The organism is Peribacillus sp. NPDC056705 (assembly GCF_043656335.1).
The window spans coordinates 238,013-257,959 of sequence record NZ_JBHTYI010000003.1 but is presented as its reverse complement, the minus strand read 5'-3'; the positions used below and the strand labels follow the sequence as shown (position 1 = coordinate 257,959).

The window sequence follows — 19,947 nt, the reverse complement described above, 5'->3', positions numbered from 1 at the left end:
ATCAGACATTAACGGGCGGGTACCGTTGGCGTTATATCCTGTTCCTCCTGACCTTTGACAGAGTGCGCGGAGTTCCTTTTTTGCTTGGCCAGGGCATTTTTTTTGCTTCTCGATGTCAATAGCATCAAATAGCTCATTACACCAAAAAAGCAGGCAATGAATAATGCGTGTGTAAGTGCGATATATAAGTTTTGCCTTGAGAAAATGATAAAGGCTCCAGCGGTAACTTGTAAAAATACGAGAATGAATGCAGCAATCCAACCGCCATATAGCACTTTTTGATTTTTGTAATGTTTTTTTGCGATATAAGCTACATATGATACCCAAATGAAAATAGCTCCTGCCATTGCACGGTGCCCCATCTGAATCCATTCATAAAGGTTGGAGGGGAGTGCAAGACTGTCATTTACGCATAAAGGCCAATCCTTACAGATAAGACTTGATTCTGTATGCCTTACAAGGGCACCTGTATATACGACCACCAGACAAAAAATCAATACGCCAATAATATGGAATTTCATTCGTTTGTCAACGATAAGTCTTTCTGCTTCGAACTTCTTGTCCACTTCAAAAATCAACAGTGTCAGTAAAAAGACGGCAGCAAATGAAATGAGCGATATGCCAAAATGAAGGGCAAGGACGAAATCGGATTGTGACCAAATGACGGCAGCGGCTCCGATCAATCCTTGCAGTAACAGAAAACCAAAAGAAAGGACGGATAAGAAACGTGCTTCACGAATATGGCCGATTTTTTTCCAAGACATATACGATAATATTAAAACAAGGAAACCTCCAGCACCTGAAACGAGTCGATGGGAAAGCTCAATGACCAATTCAATCGTGATTTTGTCAGGGATCAATTGGCCATTGCACAATGGCCAGGACCTGCCGCATCCCATGCCGGAATCCGTCTTCGTGACTAAGGCTCCACCAAGTAAGATGAAAAGCATTACAACCGTTGTTAAAACAGCAAACCATTTAAGAGACGATTTCACTAGTAGCCCCACCTTTTTCTATGTAGCAATTTAGGGTTATTCCATAAAATTAATAATAGCATAAGGTTTTTCATAATATTTGTCGAACTTCCTCGATATTACACAAAATAGAATGATTTTACAAGTTCCGTTAATATTATAACTATTAATTAAAATGCCTGAAATAGTTGAAAGTTACATAAGACTTTGATAGAAATAAAGGGAGTGTAAACCTTCAAGTAGGAGCAAAATAGGGAATAAGCCTAGGGGATGATGATAATAGCATAATATTCATGTTCTTGATGAACATCATACAAGAGAAGTAAATTATTGAGACACAATTTGGTCAAAAAATAACCGAAATATTTTCACAAAAGCTTCCAAAAATGTGTTTTAATATATTGAAGAAATGATTTTACTAAATTTTACTGTTAATAAGCATGATATTAAGAATGATAGCTCTCGATGGATTCCATTGACAACGGTCATTGGTAAATAATTTACTTTTTGTTTACGCTTCCTTGGTTACAAATATCAAAAAGTATGAAATAATGTTCTATAGCATATGTAACGTTTTTTTTTCATTTGCGTCTGTTTTGAATGATTTAAAGGAGGAAAACAAATGTCAGAAACAAGGGGTTTGTCAGAAGCTGTCATGGAGGACAGTAAAGCCGCCCTTCAATCGGATATACCTGAAACAACAGCTTGGAAGGATTTTCTCGCACTTATAAAAGTGGGGATTGTCAATTCAAATATAATTACAGCTTTTACCGGCGTGTGGTTAGCTCTTCATTTTTCCGGGCTTAGCTTCTTACACAATCTGGATGTAGTGTTTTATACACTTGCAGGTTCGGCGCTCATAATGGCGGGATCTTGCAGTTTCAATAATTATTATGACCGTGATATCGATCATTTAATGGAAAGAACGAAAAACCGTCCAACGGTAACTGGGAAAGTACAACCTTCAAAGGTATTGGCATTAAGTTTCGGTTTAATTGCTGCAGGGCTGATTTTACTTGCATTGACTAATATGACAACTGCCATCCTAGGAGCATTCGGCGTCTTCGCTTATGTTGTTTTATATACCATGGTTTTCAAACGTAGATTTGTCTCGAATACGATTATAGGCAGTATATCGGGAGCGGTGCCTCCACTTATCGGGTGGGCTGCAGTCGACCCGGGCCTTGATAAGATCGCCTGGGTCCTGTTCGCGATCATGTTCTTGTGGCAGCCTCCTCATTTTTATGCACTTGCAATGAGGCGTGTCGAAGAATATCGTGCAGCTGGAGTACCCATGCTTCCGGTAGTAAAAGGGTTCAAGGCGGCAAAAAGATCGATTATGCTATGGATCATCTGTTTAATGTTCATTCCTTTCTTTTTAACTCCATTAGGAACCCCGCTAGTTATTCTTGCTGCATTATTGAGCACGGGTTGGCTTATTTTGGGGATTAAGGGGTATAAAAAGAAAGATGATGTTAAATGGGCAACATCCATGTTTGTATATTCTTTAAATTATATGACCATTTTATTTGTAGCGATGGTTATTGTCACTCTCATCTAGTTTTGGTTTAAATAAGCTGGCGGCCTGTTCCTTTACAGGCTCCAGCTTACTGATAAATAATGCACTGACCGCCATTCATACATATTAACGGAATCAACGGGGTCATACATAAGAGCGGTTACATGAATCATCGTAATAATTCCTTAAATTAGGGATTCTTTCTTTTTTAGAAATTTACATAGAGAGAATATTCGCAATTGCGCCCATTTTTATTTTTGTGAGAAAATTTTGACGAAAGAGGGGTTTCTGAAGCTATGAAAAAAAGGCTGCACAAATGGCGCCTGATTGCTCTGCTGGGTATTGTAGGACTTGTACTTTCGGGCTGCGGCGAACCATTCCTATCCGCGCTGAAGCCAGCAGGCAATGTTGCGCAATCTCAGTTTGACTTACTGATATTGAGTACACTAATCATGGTTCTGGTAATTATTGTTGTGATTATTTTGTTCGTTGTAGTTTTACTGCGCTTCCGTCGGAAGAAAGGCGACGAAACAATACCGAAACAAATTGAAGGAAGTCATAAACTTGAAATTATCTGGACTGTTATTCCTATCCTTCTTTTAATTGTTCTGGCTGTTCCGACCGTCGTCACTACATTCGACTTAGCTGACACAAAGGCAATGGATAAGAAAGATAAGGATGGAAAAACGAAGGATGCCCTTGTTGTTAATGTTAGGGCAAATCTTTATTGGTGGGAGTTTGAATATCCTGACCTTGGCGTTGTCACAAGTCAGGATTTGGTTGTGCCTACCGATCAAAAAGTATACTTCAATCTAACTGCTTCTGATGTTAAACATTCATTCTGGATACCGGCTGCCGGAGGAAAGATGGATACAAATACAGATGGAGTCAATCAGTTTTTCTTAGAATTCGATAGTGAAAAGGCAGAAGATTCGAACAACTTATTTTACGGGAAATGTGCTGAACTTTGCGGTCCTTCCCATGCTTTGATGGATTTTAAGGTCGTACCGAAGTCTAAAAGCGATTTTGAAGCGTGGACTAAAGATATGAAAGCCGCGAAGGAGCCTGTCGTTGCAGGTGATCTAGCCAAACAGGGTGAAGATGTCTTTAATCAAAGCTGTATAGGCTGCCATGCGGTGACACCAAATGACAGCAGGCCTGAAGCAGCTCGTCAGGCTCCGAATCTGGCTACATTCGGTGAGCGTCAAAAAGTAGCTGGCGTATTGGATCATACGGAAGAGAATGTAAAAAAATGGATCAAGGATCCTGAGAAGTATAAACCGGGCAACACGATGACCGGTACTTACGGCGAACTTTCAGATTCAGATATTAATGCACTGGCAGCTTATCTATTGGAGCTTAAGGTGGAAGACAAATAGAACATTGATTAAGGAGGTTAAATCGTGAGTACGTACGCTAATAAAAAAGGATTTGGCGCTACTATTTGGGATTATCTGACGACCGTAGACCATAAGAAAATCGCCATTTTATATCTTATCTCTGGCGGGTTATTCTTTGTAATCGGCGGTTTGGAAGCGATGTTTATCCGTATCCAGCTGGCAATCCCAAACAATGATTTCGTAAGTGCCGGATTTTATAATGAAATTTTGACCATGCACGGTACGACAATGATATTTCTGGCGGCCATGCCATTAGTGTTTGCTGTAATGAATGCGGTTGTACCATTACAGATAGGGGCACGTGATGTTGCGTTCCCATTTTTGAACTCGTTAGGTTTTTGGTTGTTTTTCTTTGGGGGAATCTTTCTGAATCTTTCATGGTTTTTAGGAGGGGCTCCAGATGCAGGCTGGACATCGTATGCATCGCTTTCCTTGCATTCCGAAGGTCATGGTATTGATTTTTACGTCCTCGGATTACAAATATCAGGTTTTGGAACACTAATTGCAGGGATCAATTTCCTTGTAACCATTATTAATATGCGTACGCCTGGTATGACATATATGCGTATGCCGCTGTTTACCTGGTCAACTTTCGTCGTTTCTGCATTGATTTTATTCGCTTTTCCTCCGCTTACCGTGGGATTGGTGTTAATGATGTTCGATCGGATGTTTGGCGCGAATTTCTTTGATGTAGCGGCTGGGGGAAATACGATTATTTGGGAGCATTTATTCTGGATATTCGGTCACCCGGAAGTTTATATCCTGATTCTTCCGGCGTTCGGTATTTTTTCCGAAATTTTCGCTACATTCTCCAGAAAAAGATTGTTTGGTTATTCATCGATGGTCTTTGCAACCGTTTTAATCGGTTTCTTAGGTTTCATGGTTTGGGCGCATCATATGTTTACCACTGGTCTAGGTCCGATCGCAAATGCAATCTTTGCGGTGGCGACAATGGCTATAGCTGTACCGACAGGTATTAAGATATTCAACTGGATCTTTACGATGTGGGGAGGAAGCGTCAAGTTCACGGTTCCGATGCTTTATGCAGTTGCCTTTATCCCTACATTTACAATGGGTGGCGTGACAGGTATCATGCTCGCTTCTGCACCTGCTGATTATCAATACCATGATAGTTATTTCGTTGTTGCTCATTTCCACTATGTAATCGTCGGTGGGGTTGTATTAGGCTTACTGGCTGGAATCAATTTCTATTGGCCGAAGATGTTTGGGACGATGTTAAGCGAAAAATTGGGGCAAATCACATTTTGGACGTTCTTGATTGGTTTCCATTTAACGTTCTTCATTCAACATTTCTTAGGTTTGATGGGGATGCCGCGCCGGGTATTCACGTTCTTGGACAATCAAGGACTCGATACAGGTAATATGATTAGTACTGTTGGAGCCTTTTTGATGGCATTTGGTGTCTTGGTTATGGTCATCAATATCATCATTACATCTGTGAAGAATGAAAAAGTCGGCAATGATCCTTGGGGAGATGGCCGTACGCTGGAATGGGCCATTCCATCACCACCGCCTTTTTATAATTTTAAACAACTGCCGCTAGTCCGCGGATTAGATCCTTACTGGGTTGAAAAAATGGAAGGGAAAAAGGAAATGACTCCTGCAGAACCACTTGGGGATATCCATATGCCCAATTCATCCATTCTTCCTTTAACGATTGCTTCCGGTTTATTTATCGCCGCATTCGGTGCTTTATACCATATGGATGATAAGTCATGGACCCTGCCTATAATGATAGTAGGACTTTTGGTAACGTTTAGTTCAATGTTTATCCGTTCCGTTAAAGACGATCATGGGTACCATATTCATAAAGAAGACCTTATGGACGATAAAGACAAGGGAGGTAAGGCATAATGCAGACAGATGAAAGATTCACGGATGCTACCTGGCCTGCTTCTCCCGAGAAAGCGACTTTAGAAGGTAAAAATAAATATTTGGGATTCTGGTTGTTTCTTGGTGGAGAGACGGTATTATTCGCCTCATTATTTGCAACTTACCTAGCATTGAAGGATAAAGTTCCAAATGGTGATGCAGCCCTAGCTAAAGATTTATTCGAATTACCACTTACGTTTGTGGCAACCATGCTGTTATTGACCAGTTCATTGACTAGTGTGTATGCGATGTACCATATGAAAAATAACCACTTCAAACAAATGCAGGCTTGGCTTGTCATTACGGTTGCACTTGGTTTAGGTTTTCTTGGACTCGAGATTTATGAATTTAATCACTATGTTCATGAATTCCATCATACATTTACGAGCAGTGCCTTCGGCTCCGCGTTTTATACGTTAGTTGGTTTTCACGGAGGACACGTTGCATTCGGTTTGGCTTGGATCATATGTCTTATGGTACGTAATGCAGGAAGGGGCTTGAATTTGTATAACGCTCCTAAATTTTTTGTTGCGAGTCTTTATTGGCATTTCATTGACGTAGTCTGGGTGTTTATCTTTACTGTCGTATACTTAATGGGAATGGTGGGATAACTGATGGCGAATGAACAATCAAATTCAGCGAACCCGAATGTCGATTTAAAATATCGCCGTAAGAAAAATGCTGAAGAGATGAAACACCAAGTGATATCATTTACACTTATGATTTTCTTTACATTACTTGCTTTTGCTGCAGTAGGAATTGAGGGCTTTTCACATTGGTTCATTAAACCAGTCATTTTGCTGCTGGCAGTTGTACAAGTGATTTTCCAATTGTATTATTTCATGCACATGAAGCATAAAGGGCATGGCACTATTGCATTGTTCTTATTTTCCGGCCTTGCAGTCGGCCTGATAACTGTCCTTGTGTTCACAACGATTGTTTGGTTATAAACCATAAAGAAAATCGGCTATTGAATGATAGCCGGTTTTTCTTTGTGGGGTGATTTTCCAGAAAAAAAATCCAAGTTTATCTATATTTGTTACAATGTTTCATTTTAGGTATAATAAAAGTAAGAAAAAGTTTATGAACGAGGTGATTTTTTTGTCTATTGATATTTTCGGATTTCGCGCTTTGTGGAGTCCTTATTATTTTGCCGCCCTCGTACTTATAACCGTAGGCTATTTTTGGCTGGTGACCAAAAAAGGGGGGAAGTTTCCGGGCAGTTCATCGCTTTCCGTCAAACAGGCAACTTATTTTTTGACAGCCATGTTCCTTCTTTATGTGGTAAAGGGTTCGCCACTGGATCTATTAAGCCACATTATGTTCAGTGCGCACATGTTTCAAATGGCATTGCTCTATCTTGTGATTCCGCCTTTATTTATCATTGCGATTCCGGATTGGCTTTTGAGAACTTTCATAAATTCAAGGGGAGTGAAGGCGTTATTTCAATTTTTTACGAGACCTCTTGTCGCCCTTTTACTATTTAATGTTCTTTTTTCGTTGTACCATATCCCGTTAGTGTTCGACTATATCAAAACGGGGATGTGGATACATGCCGGATACACGGTGCTTTTATTTACTACTGCAGTTTTGATGTGGTTCCCGCTTGTCAATCAATTGCCGGAACACGAAAGTCTAACGGGTGTAAAAAAAGTAGCTTATATTTTCGGCAGTGGCATTTTAATGACCCCAGCCTGCGCTTTAATCATTTTTGCTAATGATCCGATGTATGATACGTTTACCAATGCGGAATCTTGGGCAAGTGCCATGGAACTTTGCGTTCCCGCCTCAGCGCTGTCAAGTTTGACCCTCAGTGGTCCTGAAATGTTCAATGGACTGCCATTGCTTGAGGATCAACAGCTTGGTGGGGTTTTGATGAAGGTGATCCAAGAAATCGTTTTAGGCTATGTATTGGGTGTCATTTTCTTTGCTTGGTTCAAAAAGGAGAATGGCGGCCAAAATGATATCGATCCGATACCTTCTGATCTTCAGACTGTAGAATAATTGTACGATAAAAAAGACTTGTCTTGGGGCGGACAAGTCTTTTATCTGCCTTTGCCTGATTTTCGATTTAAACCAAATAGCCAGAGAATCGACTTGCCTATTCTATAAAAGTGAGCATTCTGTTAATAATCTTTGATTTTATTGAATTTTATGATTGCCTCTTATAAAATGGTAGTTGATTAATAAATATAGAGAGGACTACAATCCATATGTCTTTACCAATCCTTCCAACGATAAGTACAGCCTTCATTGTATTAAGTGCCATCACTGTTGCAATAGGCTGGTATCAAATTAAACAACGCAAAATCGAGACCCATAAAAAAACCATGATGGCAGCTGCGGTTTTTGCGGTAATCTTTTTCACTATATATCTTTCCCGGACGGTATTCATTGGCAGTACGTCATTTGGCGGACCCGCTGACATTAAAATTTATTATACGATTTTTTTGATTTTCCATATAACTCTTGCTACAACTGGAGCTGTTTTGGGGATCATCATGCTTACCACTGGGTTTAAAGGTAAATTCGCCATCCATAAAAAAATCGGGCCTGCGACAAGCATCATTTGGTTTTTCACCGGGATTACTGGAGTAGCTGTTTACATCCTGCTTTATGTCATTTATCACGGCGGAGAAACAACATCTTTAATAAAGGCGATCCTAGGATTTTAAAATAACGAAAAAGCCTGGTGCAATAAAAGCATCAGGCTTTTGTAATGCATATAAAAAAAGAGAGCATCACGCATGATCCTCTCACTTTGTACCTGCTTTTCACTAACGGCTTTTACAGGCCGTTGAATTGTGTAAGTTCTTCTTTGATTTGAGCGAGGATTTTTTCACTTTGTTTAACTAGTGATGCAGGGAAATCCTCTCCTTCACCATATTCAACTCCGTGTGGATAATAGTGTTTTCCTAATAGAGGAACCATTAGTTTGATGACGGCCCTGTGAGCGCCTACATCGCCCTCTGTAGCATAGCCAAGTATTCTCAGGTAAAACGTGCCTTCTTTTAAGTCGAACCTACGATCGTAACTGACTCTTTCGTAATCCCATTGTTCTGCACGTATTAAACCATATTGCGGCATTAGGTCATCTAATCGGTTTAAGTCGGCTGTAATGTTTTCGATTCCAAAGCTTTCAAATTTCACGAGCAGTACCTCCTATGTTTACTATTAAGAATTAAAATGACATACCGGGAAAATATTATGTACATGAATATATTAAAAATCTCCAAGTATGTTTATAATATACCATTTTATCCTATATTTTATAATAGTACGAAATGGTGGAAGTTGCAATGAACTCAACCATGGTAATTTAATCATTCGCAAAAGTTCCACTTTTTAAATAAATTTAATGAAGGGACAGTCTATCGTAAATTAGAAAATTATGATTGAACAGTGATATAATCAGGAAAGAAAGGTTTTTGCATTGGATACATAAATTAGATAGAGAGAGGGAGTGTTCCTCTGCGCGGTTTAGGTAAGGTGTTGGTGTTAATTATTATTTTTTTCGTAATCGGTATTTATCTTAATATCGGCGATGAAGATGAAGGAAACCCTCTTATTGATGGTAACAAAGGTGTTAACCCCAATGGACATATAAATGAAAAAAGCCCTTCCACTGAAAAGGAAGGGATTACTGAAGTGAAAGAAGGTCTGGCGGTAACGATCGGGAAAAATGCAAAAGAGATAGAAAAGGAATATGGTAAGCCAGATCGGATAGATATGTCCGCCTATGGATATGAATGGTGGGTTTATAAAAAGGACTATGATAATTATTTCCAATTAGCTGTTGAAAATGAAAAAGTGGTATCTGCTTATGGAATCGGTGATGAGGTCAATGTCGCTCCTTTTAAAATTGGACAATCGATTGATGCCATCTATTCCAGCTTATATGTGGAACCCACTGTTGATATTGAAGTTGGTCACAGTTCATATCGTTTTGAATTGTCGGAGGAAGATATGAACATGAGGCCGTTGATTGATTTAGGGAATATTAATGTTCAGCTGTATTTGGATAAATTCACCGGGACTGTTTCAAGTATCCGATTTTTGAGTGATTCCGCCTTATTGAAACAACAACCGTATGAGTTGACCTATCATGGTGAACTTGTGACAGTTAAGGACCTTTCTGATGAGGAAATGGCGAAAGTGGAAGATGGCAATGAGCAGCAAATATTCGATATTACGAATATAATGCGCAGCAGGTTTGATTTGAAGCCTTTAGAATGGGATGCGCCAACTGCGGAGGTTGCTTATCTTCATAGCCGGGAAATGACGGACGCACCTGAAGGAACCCATGTTTCTGAAACAAAGGGGGATTTGGAAAAGCGTCTCGATGCGGGCCATGTGAAATACAGGGCAGCAGGTGAAAATATAGCGGCTAATTACGTTGATGCAGCTGCAGTCATGGAAGGTTGGCTAAATAGCAAAGGGCATCGGGATGCGATGCTGAACGAGGAGTTTACAGGTCTGGGCGTCGGGGTATATAAAAAGTACTACACCCAGAATTTCATAAAGAGATAAAAAACGGATCCGTTCTGGGTCCGTTTTTTTATACTGGATATTTTTAAAAAATAAAAAAGGTCCCTTTCGATATCATCACCTGTGGATCATTCCTCGATGATATCGTATACCTATGTATTAATTTGCACGGAATCGATCGCCAATGGAGAATTTTACATTATGAACTTTGATATCCGCAGTAATGGCTGCATACCCTTTTGGAACTATAAGGGTACTCATTTCATCCAATTGCATTTTAAAATAAATGTTATGCACTTTTTAATTACCTTTAGCATATGGTGCAATAGGCGATGTCTAAGTGTGAGGTGAGAGTAATGGCAAAAAGAAAGCGGCCCTCCGTGGATGGATTTCGGGTGTTTGTAAAGGAACATCCTCATTTAGTGAATGAAGTGAGAAGCAAACAAGCAACATGGCAGGAACTTTTTGAAGAGTGGTATTTACTCGGTGAAGATCATCCACGCTGGCAGGCTGACGGCAGTGTGGGCGAGTCCAAAGTGAATTCAGGATCTCCATCTCCGCCGGTTGAAAAGGGAGAACAAAGCACTGAGTTGATCGGTTCGTTAATGAGTGCAGTTAAAAATATGGATATGGGGCAGATTCAACAATATATTACGAATGCCAATCAGGCCATCGGTGCAATCCAAGGAGTGCTATCTGCTTTCCAAGGGAATAAATCAGGTGATACCAGTCCTCCCCCAAAAGAAAAAGAGCGGAAAGCTAACCCCTTTTTATTCACCAAAGATTAAGGAGGGTTTTTCATGCGTCAGAATATATATGAATTCATTCAAACGAACGAAGATATGCGTAATTACTTGAGGATTCAGCCTGGATGGTACAAAAGGTTAATGCGTAATCCCCATGAAGTGGATGTGTTTGAAACCGAAGCGAAATATCATTTTGAAAAGTCGATTCCACATCGGGTCTCTAAATTTTCGGAAAGCGTTCAGGTTGCCTCAATGATGCTTCATATGTTTCAAGCGATGAATACTTCGGGTGAATGAAGAAAATAAGAGTAAATTACTCCTTTTGGCAGACAATAAAGGCAAAAGGGGGACGATGGAATGAGAAAGTTGATTTTGGCTCTCACAGTGTTGATGGCAGCGGCTGGTTGTGGAAAGAAAATACCAGAACCTGAAAATTCAGGCGTAGCCATGCAAGATGTTTCTACAGTTACAGCTGCCACCACTGTATCGAGCATCCAAAACTCAGATGAGGACTTTCGGGTAAAAACTTTTGTAAAAGGCAACTCTGTCTATGTCGAGTGCTACTTGAAAAACTATGGTTTTTCTGTATCAAATCCTGAACAATTGGCAACTGTGACCGTATTTATTGATAATCAAAAGAAGGTCAATATGAAAACGGCAGCATTTATCTTAAAGGATGTCCCGAATGGCATGCATAAAATTAAGCTGGAAGTCTTGAATGGTTCAGGTGAAAAAACAGGGTTGCAAAAAGAGATTGAGGTACATATCACTTCCTCGATTTAATCAAACCATTAGCATCTAAAAGGGAGAAATGGTAGAATGGATGTGGAGGTGAGCTTGTTAATGCTTGCTACTATGGAAATCATCGACATTTTACAACAGGCTGATGGATTAGCTGAAATGATCCTTCATTCTGAAATAGGGGAAGAATACCTCCTTAGTTTATATAAATTACAAAGCGACAAAGAGGCACAGCGGAAAATTTCCAAGTTTACTTCGCTAAAGGATCTATTTGAAGATGTTCAAAGGTTCGGTAAATATCATCCGGATTATAAACGCATCAATTTAGAAACTAGACAAGCTAAACGAGACATGGATATGCATCCTGCTGTGGCGAGGTTTAAGGGGGCGGAGACCGAGTTACAAACCGTTCTTGATGAAATAAGCGGAAAAATTGGCCGAGCCGTTTCTGAACAGGTCAAAACCCCAGCGGGGAATCCATTTTTTGTTTCATCAGGTGGATGTTCAACGGGAAGCTGCGGAACCGGCGGAAGTTGTGGATGCTCTGCTTAAGCTAATGGCAAGAATCGTAAACATTCAGGCCGGTATATAAGAAATGCAGCCTTCCGAAATTCGACATTGCTACGGAGTTCGTTGGCTGTGTCATGTAAGGAACTTTCGTCGATACAGTGGGTCAACCGGATACGTTATATAGCGATTAACTGCGATATAAGATACAATCCGGACAAAGGTTGCCGCAGCAAAACATCTTTTGCTGCGGTACAAAAAAACGATGCCGGAAGACATATATACGTTCTTCCTGCCGTACGAAAATGGTTTCGCAATGAAGCTGCTTGCCGCGCATTGAAAGGCTTGCGGCTTTTTTTATTAAGAAAGAAAGCTTATTACCATTTTGTACCGGATGATAATGGATATATATAAATGGTATACCTGTGAACTTTTTTACCGAAGCTTGGGTAATTTCATCATTATCTAATAGATGATCAATAAATTGACTCCAAATTTGGTTTAAATCCATCGTTGTTTGGCTCCTTTCACAGTGTTTATATTCATAATAGTGAGAGAATTTTGTTTATAATCTTTTTTCTTGGTTGAAAGTAAAGATTCTGCTATGCTACACTTAGTTAAAACCTTTATAAAAGGGAGTTATTGATATGCTTGGAGCGAGACAGGGAATCATCGTCTATTTACATACATTGAAACAAGCCAAAATGCTTAGGAAATTTGGGAATATCCATTATGTTTCAAAAAAACTGAAATATGTAGTGCTTTATACGAATATGGATGAAGTGGAACCACTAGTGGAAAAGCTGAATAATTATTCGTTCGTTAAAAAAGTGGACCTTTCTTACAAGCCTTTTTTGAAGGTTGAGTTCGAAAACTCCAAACCGGATAAAGCGAAAGAATATGATTATAAAATGGGGATTTGAAAAAAGCTGACTCATGCGGAGTCAGCCTTTTTCAATTTCTGGCATCAGTATCTTTCAACCTAATGGGGGCAGATATCTATTCATTCGCAAAATGCCGATTAAGTGTTGGTAGTACAATTCGATTTCTGCAAAGAGCACCGAAGGTTTCACGTCAATTTCAATAATTGGTCTATCCAGTTCCTCCGCTAAGTTCTCAAAAAGCTCATAGCGTTTGTTTTTGGTGGCATGAGGATTTGGTATACCTTCACGGCAAATGTAAAGTGGCTGGAATTTACCAGGATCTGTGGGCTGCATGACGATAACCAATGACGTTACCTTTTTATCATCAATAGTTGTATGCATGGCCAAAAGCCTTGCTACTCGATGTTTATGATTGCGGCCTACTTCCAGCAACTCATATATATCGGAATATCCTTGTCCAATTTCAATAAAACGTTGAATCAATTAAACCTCTCCTAACTAACTAACTTATTATTCATTACTTTATCATTATCCCTCATAAAAGAGAAGGACAACTTCATTGATGAATCATGACAAAGAAAATTAGATATCAGAGGTTTATCAAAAAAAAAGCCCTGCAAAAATATGCAGGGTCCTTCTAAGTCTAACTATGGACCAGAAGGCAAAGGGAGAGGAGAAACCGGAGGAAGAACTTATGGGGAAACGTAAGCCTTCTCCGCGGTTGGCAACAACACCTAAAAAGGAATGTTGTTATTCACATTATTGCCAAAAACCACTTTATTATTCAAAATGTAAAAGATTTATAAAAAGAATGGATATCTTCCTTTCATGGTCCGAAATGATAAGTCGATTTTCATCTTGGAAATGAAGCCAAATCGGTTTAAATATTGGCTAGCTTTTTCTAATATGTTAGGATAGGAAAGTAACAGAAATTTGTCATAAAATGTGGTGAGGATGATGAGGGTCGTTTCCGGAATTTGCAAAGGAAGACCACTTAAGGCTGTACCGGGTACAGGAACCCGGCCGACTACTGATAAAGTCAAGGAATCCATTTTCAATATGATTGGTCCTTATTTCGAAGGAGGGCTGGTCCTCGACTTGTTTGCCGGAAGCGGTGGACTGGGAATTGAAGCGTTAAGCAGAGGCATGGATAAAGCCATATTTGTCGACCGTGATTTTAAAGCGAATCAAACAGTTAAGGCCAATTTGGAACTATGCAAGTTTTCAGACCGTGCAGAAGTTTATAAAAATGATTCAGAGCGTGCACTGAAGGCTTTGGTGAAAAGGGAAATGACTTTTGAATTGATTTTTCTTGATCCGCCTTATAAGAAACAAAAGCTTGTCGAAATTCTTGAAGAAATACATAAATACCGATTGCTGAACGATATGGGATACATTGTTTGTGAGCATGGCCATGATGTTACATTGCCAGAAAAAGTTGGTGACTTTACCGTTAAGAGAAAAGAAGTTTATGGCGTCATTGCCGTAACGATTTATCAATGGGGAAACGTACACGAACAGGGGGAACTATGAATGTCCAAAATAGCGATTTGTCCGGGGAGTTTTGATCCAATAACATTTGGTCATCTTGATATCATTCAAAGGGGAGCGAATGTTTTTGATGAGGTATATGTGGTCATCGTGAACAATTCAGCGAAAAATTCACTTTTTACTGTGGAGGAGAGACTGGATTTGATTACTGAAGCGACGGCCCATATGCCGAATGTTAAAGTGGATTTCTATCAGGGATTGACGGTCGACTATGCTGAAAGCGTTTCCGCGAATGCCATTATCAGGGGATTGAGGGCGACTTCCGACTTTGAATATGAAATGCAGGGAACTTCGATGAACCGATTCCTGAACAATAAAATAGAGTCATTCTTTATCATGACGAAAAATCAATATTCTTTCTTGAGTTCAAGTATCGTGAAAGAGGTTGCAAAGTATGGCGGGGATATCTCCGAACTAGTGCCGAGCGTCGTCGAGAAGGCTCTGGCCAAAAAATACGAGGGACTGAAAGGATAGAAAAAAGAGCATTGCCTACGAGCAATGCTCTTTTTTCGGTTTACGAAAGTCCTTTGAATAGCCTTTTGGTAAATATGATGATGTATAGGATCAAAAATACGAGTGTTAGAATGGGTCCGAAATCAAGCATGTTCTGATATAGCGAATTCGCGTGTTCACCTGAGCCGCTGACTGGGAATGCGTTTATCGGGCTGCCGCTGTACATATTGCCTTTATATAATGGTTCCCAAAGTAAGATGGTAATAATGGATGCCAGAAGGCCATGCGCTATCCTTGCCAGAATAAAGGGAGTGAAACGAATGTCTGTTGCGGCAATGATGCTGGCAACTTGCGCTTGAATGCTGAAACCGTTGAAAGCTAAGATGAAACTTGTCATCACAGTTTGTTGAAAGAGTGTGGCATCTTCGGCCGTACTGGTTAATTTTGAACCAAGAGTCATTTCAAACATGCCTGATATGAAGGGAAGGCTTAAGGAATCGGGGAAATTGAAAATATGTAGAATTCCTCCGACCACGTTAGCCAGCAATCCGGTAATATTCATATGAAATAAAAGCTTGTTCACCACCGAAAAGAGAATGATGAACCCCCCGATCATTAATAGGGTTTGAATGGATGAGAGAACCGCGTCTCCAAGTAATCTGCCAAATGGTCTTGTTTCTTTTATCCTGGTTCGATGCATTTGGCTAAAGGCTAGTCTTATGGAAGGGAGCTTGGCCATTGCATTTGTATGGGATTTTTCTTCTTTCCAACGGTAAAAACGCATGATGATGCCTACACAAAAATTTCCTAGGTAGTGGGAAAGTGCAAGGATGATACCTAAATGAGGATTATGGAAAAACCCAACGGCAACGGCAACGAACAGGAACAATGGATTGGATGAATTAGTAAAACAAACGAGTCTTTCAGCTTCGATGCGGGTCAATTGTTCTTCCTGACGAAGCCTTACAGTGAATTTCGCTCCAGCGGGAAACCCTGATGCAAGTCCCATCGCCCAAACGAAACCGCCCACTCCTGGTACACGGAATAAGGGACGCATAAATGGTTCGAGCATGACGCCAATGAACCTGACAACGCCGAAACTGATTAATAACTCCGAAAGAATCAAGAAAGGTAGAAGCGAAGGGAAAACAATTGTCCACCAAATATTCAGTCCGCCTTTGGAAGCCTCAAAGGATTCTTGGGGGAAGATGATCAAGCCAACTGCCATCATCGTGACGGAGGTAGCCAACAGTACTGTTTTGGATTTTGATTTTAGCAAAATTCAGCCTCCTCTTGAAGGTTTCTAAATAAGGGCAGTTCGTTTCGTATATAATAAAATATGAACTTCCTTTTCTCAAAAAGTAAGCGCATGATGGAATTTGGATTGTACCGACATGTATAAATGAGGATGATCCGCACAATGGGATTTCAATGAAGACCTCACTTTATTGGCTACATGGGTTATATCCGCCAGGCTTGTTTCACTGTCAATATAAATAATATGCTTCTATAAATCCGTTTAAGACCATAACTTTGAATGAGTGTTATTTCAAAATTTTGAACTAGTTACAGCGGGAGGGATATCTTTGGCGAAACCAAAGGTCGGGCTTGCACTTGGGTCAGGAGGAGCTAGGGGGTTTGCACATATTGGCGTGATAAAGGTATTGCAGCAAGAAGGCATTCCGATAGATATGATTGCCGGAAGCAGCATGGGGGCAATGGTTGCTGCCTTTTATGGAGCGGGTTCGGATATCGAGAGGCTGTATAAGTTGTCCCGAGCATTTAAGCGAAAGTATTATTTAGACTTCACCATACCTAAAATGGGCTTCATTTCGGGGAAACGGACAAAGGATTTAATCAGGGTATTTACATATGGCAAAAAATTTGAAGAACTTGATATTCCTGTGGCAGTGGTCGCCACTGATATAAAAACGGGGGAAAAAGTCATTTTTCAGGAAGGTCCCATCGCACCGGCTGTAAGGGCAAGCATCTCCATTCCCGGCATTTTCATTCCCGAAAAAATCGGAAACAGACTGCTTGTTGATGGAGGAGTGGTTGACAGGGTTCCTGTTTCAGTCGTGAAGGATATGGGAGCAGACATCATAATTGGTGTGGATGTAGCCCACGTAAAACAGGATATGGAGATAAACTCCATTTATGACGTCATCATGCAAAGCCTCGATATCCTGCAAATGGAGCTGGTTAAAAGCAGGGAGTTTGCCTCAGACGTCATGATACGTCCCAGGGTGGAGAAATACAGCTCGAAATCATTTACAAACGTACAGGAAATAATTAGTATTGGAGAAGAAGCAGCAAGAGGAAAGATAGATCAAATTAAGCAGAGTATTGTTACTTGGAAGGAGTCCTTTGAAGATGAGCCGTAAAATGTATGTACGCACTTTCCTGGTGGTGGCTATACTTCTCATAGCATCAGCCCTTTATTCCCTACCTTTTTATGTATCAAAACCAGGAATGGCCAAAGAATTGGAGCCAATCATTGAGGTATCCGGAGGAGATGAAGCAAAAGGAAGCTTTATGTTAACCACTGTAAGGATGGGCCGGGCGAATGTATATTCCTACATGCTGGCGAAGTGGAGCAAATATCAGGAACTTTATCCGGAAACCTCCATTCGAAGCGAAGATGAAACAGATGAAGAATATAATATCAGGCAGCTGCACTTAATGGATGGTTCTAAAAATAATGCCATTCAGATTGCATATGAAAAAGCAGGGAAAGAGGTCGAATACGAGTACCTGGGTGTATATGTTTTGGACGTGCTAAAAGGAATGCCGGCAGCTAAAGAGCTGAAAGCGGGCGATCAAATCATTCAGGTCGATGATGTTAAATTCAAGTCTGCACAGGAATTCATGAACTATATTAACGGAAAGAAGGCTGGAGACAAAGTTAAAATAGTGTATAAGCGGGAAGAGACGGAGAAAACGGCCGTTCTTTCTTTGCAGCCTTTTAAAAATGACCCAAACAGGGTAGGGATAGGCATTTCGCTGGATGATAATCGAAAAGTGAACACAAAACCGGCGATTTCCATAGATTCAGAACAAATAGGCGGTCCTTCTGCTGGTTTAATGTTTTCATTGGAAATTTATAATCAATTAACAAAGGGCGATCTTACAAAAGGATATGACATAGCGGGTACAGGAACGATGTCCGACGATGGGACAGTCGGTCCAATTGGCGGAATTCAACAGAAAATAGTTGCAGCCGATAAGTCTGGAGCCGAAATATTCTTTGCCCCGAATGAAAACGGAGCAGCAGGTTCTAATTATGAAGATGCACTTATTGCAGCAAAGGATATCGACACGGACATGAAGATCGTGCCGGTGGACAACTTTGATGATGCAATAGCCTATTTAACGAAGCTAAAAGGAAAAGAAAAATGAAAAAAAGCGCAGGCAGTCATCTACTGTTTGCGCTTTTTTTGATGATTGATTTTTAATTTTTAAGGATGGACGGGCAAAGCTTAAACCATTCTTCATTTAAAAATGATGGGAGATTCATATTCCCGTTTCATCAATGCAGCCTGATATGGTTCCGGCAAGCCCAGTGCATACACCTGTGCCGCTCGCAAGTCCGTATCGATGTCCTGTTTCTGATAGGACGAAAGTTTAGAGATGAGCGGGAGGGATAAGCCTTTTTTTACAGTGCGAAGATATTCTTGTCCCCGGCCATTCATGCCAAGAAGTCTGATATAGGCTGGTTGGTCATTGTGAATCATCAGTTCCTTTATTGTATGAGTCAATATATGGACACACATTCGTTGAAGCCGTGTCCATGTGTAGCGTTTTGTCTTCAGGGCTGCCATGAATCCCGAAAAGCTCGAAGATCGTTTGGCCATCTCCTTTATCCTGTGTTCAATGCCTTCCGCAATTTCGTATATCCCTGCCAATTCGGTTAAAGAGGAAGAAAGGATTCGGTATTTCAACATGGGCCAATACATTTCCCAGTCATGCAAAGCATTGTAGTGCGTTAAATATTGCTCAAGACCATTCAGAGTCGGTTGAGGAATATAACTGGAAACGGAATTTAACTCCTGATGTTCATGGATGGCCTTACGTATCCCCGTTGCACTGGCAATAGGGTCTTTGGACAACTTTGTTTCATGGTATCCGGCAGCGACCCTTTGAATCGTATAAGGGCGAATGGAGTAGCCGTTTGAAAGTGCAGTACTTACATATTCCTTGCCAAGAATATTATTTGGCTTCGTCAAATCCAATTCGGCATCATCATTGATGATCGATCGATAAGCCTGGGCAGCGCTGGCCGGATAACTATTACCGGCATCCATAGCCGATTTAATTGCGGCATCAAATGCAGCGGAATTATCCGATAGAATTCTGTGGGCGGTGATGAATGGTTCAATTCTGCCATCCTCGCTACCAAAGCAAAAGGAGTCACAGCCAAGGGATTCCAAAAGAGAAATAGATCCTTTGGCAAATATTTCCGCCTTCTGTGTCGCGAAAGCATAGGGCAGCTCAATGACAAGATCTATGCCGCCGTTCAAGGCCATTTCGGCACGTGTCCATTTACTGACGATAGCGGGCTCGCCACGCTGTAAGAAGGGTCCGCTCATAACAGCGACCACAACATCTGCCCCTGTTTTTTCTCTACTTTCTCTTGCATGTAAAACATGTCCATTGTGAAAAGGGTTATATTCGACTACTAAACCGCAAGCTTTCATTCGTTCACCTCAGAGAAAAACTTTGTATTTTATCAACTTAGTGCTAAAATAGTATTTCAAGTAAAATTACTATAAGTAATCGTCCGGATTCTTT

At 40.5% G+C, this 19,947-nt stretch carries 23 protein-coding genes; 17 read left to right on the top strand and 6 right to left on the bottom strand.

Features of this window, described 5'->3' with window-relative positions:
- Positions 1-8 precede the first annotated feature (8 nt).
- Positions 9-995 carry a COX15/CtaA family protein gene (locus ACFRAK_RS05920; protein ID WP_192203936.1) on the bottom strand — a complete coding sequence of 329 codons (987 nt, stop codon included), beginning with the start codon at positions 993-995 and terminating at the stop codon, positions 9-11.
- 601 nt (positions 996-1,596) lie between these two features.
- On the opposite strand from ACFRAK_RS05920, the gene cyoE reads away from it, so the two are divergent.
- From cyoE to ACFRAK_RS05885, 7 genes are all read left to right on the top strand, one after another.
- On the top strand, positions 1,597-2,535 hold the full coding sequence (gene cyoE, locus ACFRAK_RS05915) for a heme o synthase (protein ID WP_387599680.1): 939 nt from the start codon (positions 1,597-1,599) through the stop codon (positions 2,533-2,535).
- 254 nt (positions 2,536-2,789) lie between these two features.
- The gene (gene coxB, locus ACFRAK_RS05910; protein ID WP_192203938.1) at positions 2,790-3,872 is read left to right on the top strand and encodes a cytochrome c oxidase subunit II; all 1,083 of its coding nucleotides are present in this window, start codon (positions 2,790-2,792) and stop codon (positions 3,870-3,872) included.
- A gap of 24 nt (positions 3,873-3,896) precedes the next feature.
- Positions 3,897-5,768 carry a cytochrome c oxidase subunit I gene (ctaD, locus tag ACFRAK_RS05905; RefSeq protein ID WP_387599684.1) on the top strand — a complete coding sequence of 624 codons (1,872 nt, stop codon included), beginning with the start codon at positions 3,897-3,899 and terminating at the stop codon, positions 5,766-5,768.
- Positions 5,768-6,397: a cytochrome (ubi)quinol oxidase subunit III gene (locus ACFRAK_RS05900; RefSeq protein WP_098371107.1), complete on the top strand. Its 630-nt coding sequence runs from the start codon at positions 5,768-5,770 to the stop codon at positions 6,395-6,397. Before ctaD ends, ACFRAK_RS05900 begins: the two co-directional genes overlap by 1 nt.
- 3 nt (positions 6,398-6,400) lie before the next feature.
- Positions 6,401-6,736 (top strand): cytochrome c oxidase subunit IVB, encoded by a 336-nt coding sequence (gene ctaF, locus ACFRAK_RS05895; RefSeq protein ID WP_048684534.1) that lies wholly within the window; start codon positions 6,401-6,403, stop codon positions 6,734-6,736.
- A gap of 151 nt (positions 6,737-6,887) precedes the next feature.
- Entirely contained in the window at positions 6,888-7,790 is a 903-nt protein-coding gene (ctaG, locus tag ACFRAK_RS05890; RefSeq protein ID WP_387599688.1) for a cytochrome c oxidase assembly factor CtaG, read from the top strand.
- 209 nt (positions 7,791-7,999) lie between these two features.
- Positions 8,000-8,461 (top strand): DUF420 domain-containing protein, encoded by a 462-nt coding sequence (locus ACFRAK_RS05885; RefSeq protein ID WP_179891037.1) that lies wholly within the window; start codon positions 8,000-8,002, stop codon positions 8,459-8,461.
- Between the two features lie 112 nt (positions 8,462-8,573).
- Here ACFRAK_RS05885 and ACFRAK_RS05880 read toward each other — a convergent pair whose 3' ends face one another.
- Positions 8,574-8,936, bottom strand: a complete 363-nt coding sequence (locus ACFRAK_RS05880; RefSeq protein ID WP_214790434.1) for a YugN family protein — start codon at positions 8,934-8,936, stop codon at positions 8,574-8,576.
- A 345-nt stretch (positions 8,937-9,281) separates the two neighbouring features.
- Between ACFRAK_RS05880 and ACFRAK_RS05875 the strand changes: the two genes are divergently transcribed.
- The 5 genes from ACFRAK_RS05875 to ACFRAK_RS05855 all read left to right on the top strand — a co-directional run bounded on the left by ACFRAK_RS05875 (position 9,282) and on the right by ACFRAK_RS05855 (position 12,313).
- Entirely contained in the window at positions 9,282-10,316 is a 1,035-nt protein-coding gene (locus ACFRAK_RS05875) for a CAP domain-containing protein (protein WP_387599692.1), read from the top strand.
- Between the two features lie 314 nt (positions 10,317-10,630).
- Positions 10,631-11,062, top strand: coding sequence for a YlbD family protein (locus ACFRAK_RS05870; RefSeq protein WP_260284176.1), 432 nt, complete (start codon positions 10,631-10,633; stop codon positions 11,060-11,062).
- A 12-nt stretch (positions 11,063-11,074) separates the two neighbouring features.
- Positions 11,075-11,317, top strand: a complete 243-nt coding sequence (locus ACFRAK_RS05865; RefSeq protein WP_260284177.1) for a YlbE-like family protein — start codon at positions 11,075-11,077, stop codon at positions 11,315-11,317.
- Positions 11,318-11,377: 60 nt separating this feature from the next.
- Positions 11,378-11,803: a hypothetical protein gene (locus ACFRAK_RS05860; protein ID WP_387599698.1), complete on the top strand. Its 426-nt coding sequence runs from the start codon at positions 11,378-11,380 to the stop codon at positions 11,801-11,803.
- A gap of 60 nt (positions 11,804-11,863) precedes the next feature.
- Positions 11,864-12,313, top strand: a complete 450-nt coding sequence (locus ACFRAK_RS05855; protein ID WP_387600270.1) for a YlbF/YmcA family competence regulator — start codon at positions 11,864-11,866, stop codon at positions 12,311-12,313.
- A 145-nt stretch (positions 12,314-12,458) separates the two neighbouring features.
- Here ACFRAK_RS05855 and ACFRAK_RS05850 read toward each other — a convergent pair whose 3' ends face one another.
- Positions 12,459-12,779, bottom strand: a complete 321-nt coding sequence (locus tag ACFRAK_RS05850; RefSeq protein ID WP_387599700.1) for a hypothetical protein — start codon at positions 12,777-12,779, stop codon at positions 12,459-12,461.
- Between the two features lie 136 nt (positions 12,780-12,915).
- Between ACFRAK_RS05850 and ACFRAK_RS05845 the strand changes: the two genes are divergently transcribed.
- Positions 12,916-13,191, top strand: a complete 276-nt coding sequence (locus ACFRAK_RS05845; protein ID WP_048684554.1) for a YlbG family protein — start codon at positions 12,916-12,918, stop codon at positions 13,189-13,191.
- Positions 13,192-13,245: 54 nt separating this feature from the next.
- Here ACFRAK_RS05845 and ACFRAK_RS05840 read toward each other — a convergent pair whose 3' ends face one another.
- Complete coding sequence (locus tag ACFRAK_RS05840; protein WP_260284180.1) at positions 13,246-13,635, bottom strand: DUF7147 family protein; 390 nt, start codon at positions 13,633-13,635, stop codon at positions 13,246-13,248.
- A gap of 474 nt (positions 13,636-14,109) precedes the next feature.
- On the opposite strand from ACFRAK_RS05840, the gene rsmD reads away from it, so the two are divergent.
- Entirely contained in the window at positions 14,110-14,685 is a 576-nt protein-coding gene (gene rsmD / locus ACFRAK_RS05835) for a 16S rRNA (guanine(966)-N(2))-methyltransferase RsmD (protein WP_034313946.1), read from the top strand.
- Positions 14,686-15,177: a pantetheine-phosphate adenylyltransferase gene (gene coaD / locus ACFRAK_RS05830; RefSeq protein WP_192203949.1), complete on the top strand. Its 492-nt coding sequence runs from the start codon at positions 14,686-14,688 to the stop codon at positions 15,175-15,177.
- Between the two features lie 40 nt (positions 15,178-15,217).
- Here the strand turns inward: coaD and ylbJ are convergent, their stop codons facing one another.
- On the bottom strand, positions 15,218-16,435 hold the full coding sequence (ylbJ, locus tag ACFRAK_RS05825; RefSeq protein WP_387599703.1) for a sporulation integral membrane protein YlbJ: 1,218 nt from the start codon (positions 16,433-16,435) through the stop codon (positions 15,218-15,220).
- 307 nt (positions 16,436-16,742) lie between these two features.
- Between ylbJ and ACFRAK_RS05820 the strand changes: the two genes are divergently transcribed.
- Together ACFRAK_RS05820 and ACFRAK_RS05815 are read left to right on the top strand one after the other, a co-directional pair.
- Complete coding sequence (locus ACFRAK_RS05820; RefSeq protein WP_192203951.1) at positions 16,743-17,540, top strand: patatin-like phospholipase family protein; 798 nt, start codon at positions 16,743-16,745, stop codon at positions 17,538-17,540.
- Positions 17,530-18,555: a SepM family pheromone-processing serine protease gene (locus tag ACFRAK_RS05815; protein ID WP_387706349.1), complete on the top strand. Its 1,026-nt coding sequence runs from the start codon at positions 17,530-17,532 to the stop codon at positions 18,553-18,555. The genes ACFRAK_RS05820 and ACFRAK_RS05815 overlap by 11 nt, the downstream gene beginning before the upstream one ends.
- A gap of 92 nt (positions 18,556-18,647) precedes the next feature.
- On the opposite strand, the gene ACFRAK_RS05810 is transcribed toward ACFRAK_RS05815, so the two are convergent.
- Positions 18,648-19,853 (bottom strand): nucleotidyltransferase, encoded by a 1,206-nt coding sequence (locus tag ACFRAK_RS05810; RefSeq protein ID WP_387706351.1) that lies wholly within the window; start codon positions 19,851-19,853, stop codon positions 18,648-18,650.
- Positions 19,854-19,947 lie beyond the last annotated feature (94 nt).

Bases quoted from the DNA above. Each gene is read 5' to 3' on its own strand.
- cyoE (WP_387599680.1), top strand. From the start codon at position 1,597: ATGTCAGAAACAAGGGGTTTGTCAGAAGCTGTCATGGAGGACAGTAAA.
- coxB (WP_192203938.1), top strand. From the start codon at position 2,790: ATGAAAAAAAGGCTGCACAAATGGCGCCTGATTGCTCTGCTGGGTATT.
- ACFRAK_RS05900 (WP_098371107.1), top strand. From the start codon at position 5,768: ATGCAGACAGATGAAAGATTCACGGATGCTACCTGGCCTGCTTCTCCC.
- ctaF (WP_048684534.1), top strand. From the start codon at position 6,401: ATGGCGAATGAACAATCAAATTCAGCGAACCCGAATGTCGATTTAAAA.
- ACFRAK_RS05885 (WP_179891037.1), top strand. From the start codon at position 8,000: ATGTCTTTACCAATCCTTCCAACGATAAGTACAGCCTTCATTGTATTA.
- ACFRAK_RS05870 (WP_260284176.1), top strand. From the start codon at position 10,631: ATGGCAAAAAGAAAGCGGCCCTCCGTGGATGGATTTCGGGTGTTTGTA.
- ACFRAK_RS05865 (WP_260284177.1), top strand. From the start codon at position 11,075: ATGCGTCAGAATATATATGAATTCATTCAAACGAACGAAGATATGCGT.
- ACFRAK_RS05860 (WP_387599698.1), top strand. From the start codon at position 11,378: ATGAGAAAGTTGATTTTGGCTCTCACAGTGTTGATGGCAGCGGCTGGT.
- ACFRAK_RS05855 (WP_387600270.1), top strand. From the start codon at position 11,864: ATGCTTGCTACTATGGAAATCATCGACATTTTACAACAGGCTGATGGA.
- ACFRAK_RS05850 (WP_387599700.1), bottom strand. From the start codon at position 12,779: ATGGATTTAAACCAAATTTGGAGTCAATTTATTGATCATCTATTAGAT.
- ACFRAK_RS05845 (WP_048684554.1), top strand. From the start codon at position 12,916: ATGCTTGGAGCGAGACAGGGAATCATCGTCTATTTACATACATTGAAA.
- rsmD (WP_034313946.1), top strand. From the start codon at position 14,110: ATGAGGGTCGTTTCCGGAATTTGCAAAGGAAGACCACTTAAGGCTGTA.
- coaD (WP_192203949.1), top strand. From the start codon at position 14,686: ATGTCCAAAATAGCGATTTGTCCGGGGAGTTTTGATCCAATAACATTT.
- ACFRAK_RS05815 (WP_387706349.1), top strand. From the start codon at position 17,530: ATGAGCCGTAAAATGTATGTACGCACTTTCCTGGTGGTGGCTATACTT.
- ACFRAK_RS05810 (WP_387706351.1), bottom strand. From the start codon at position 19,853: ATGAAAGCTTGCGGTTTAGTAGTCGAATATAACCCTTTTCACAATGGA.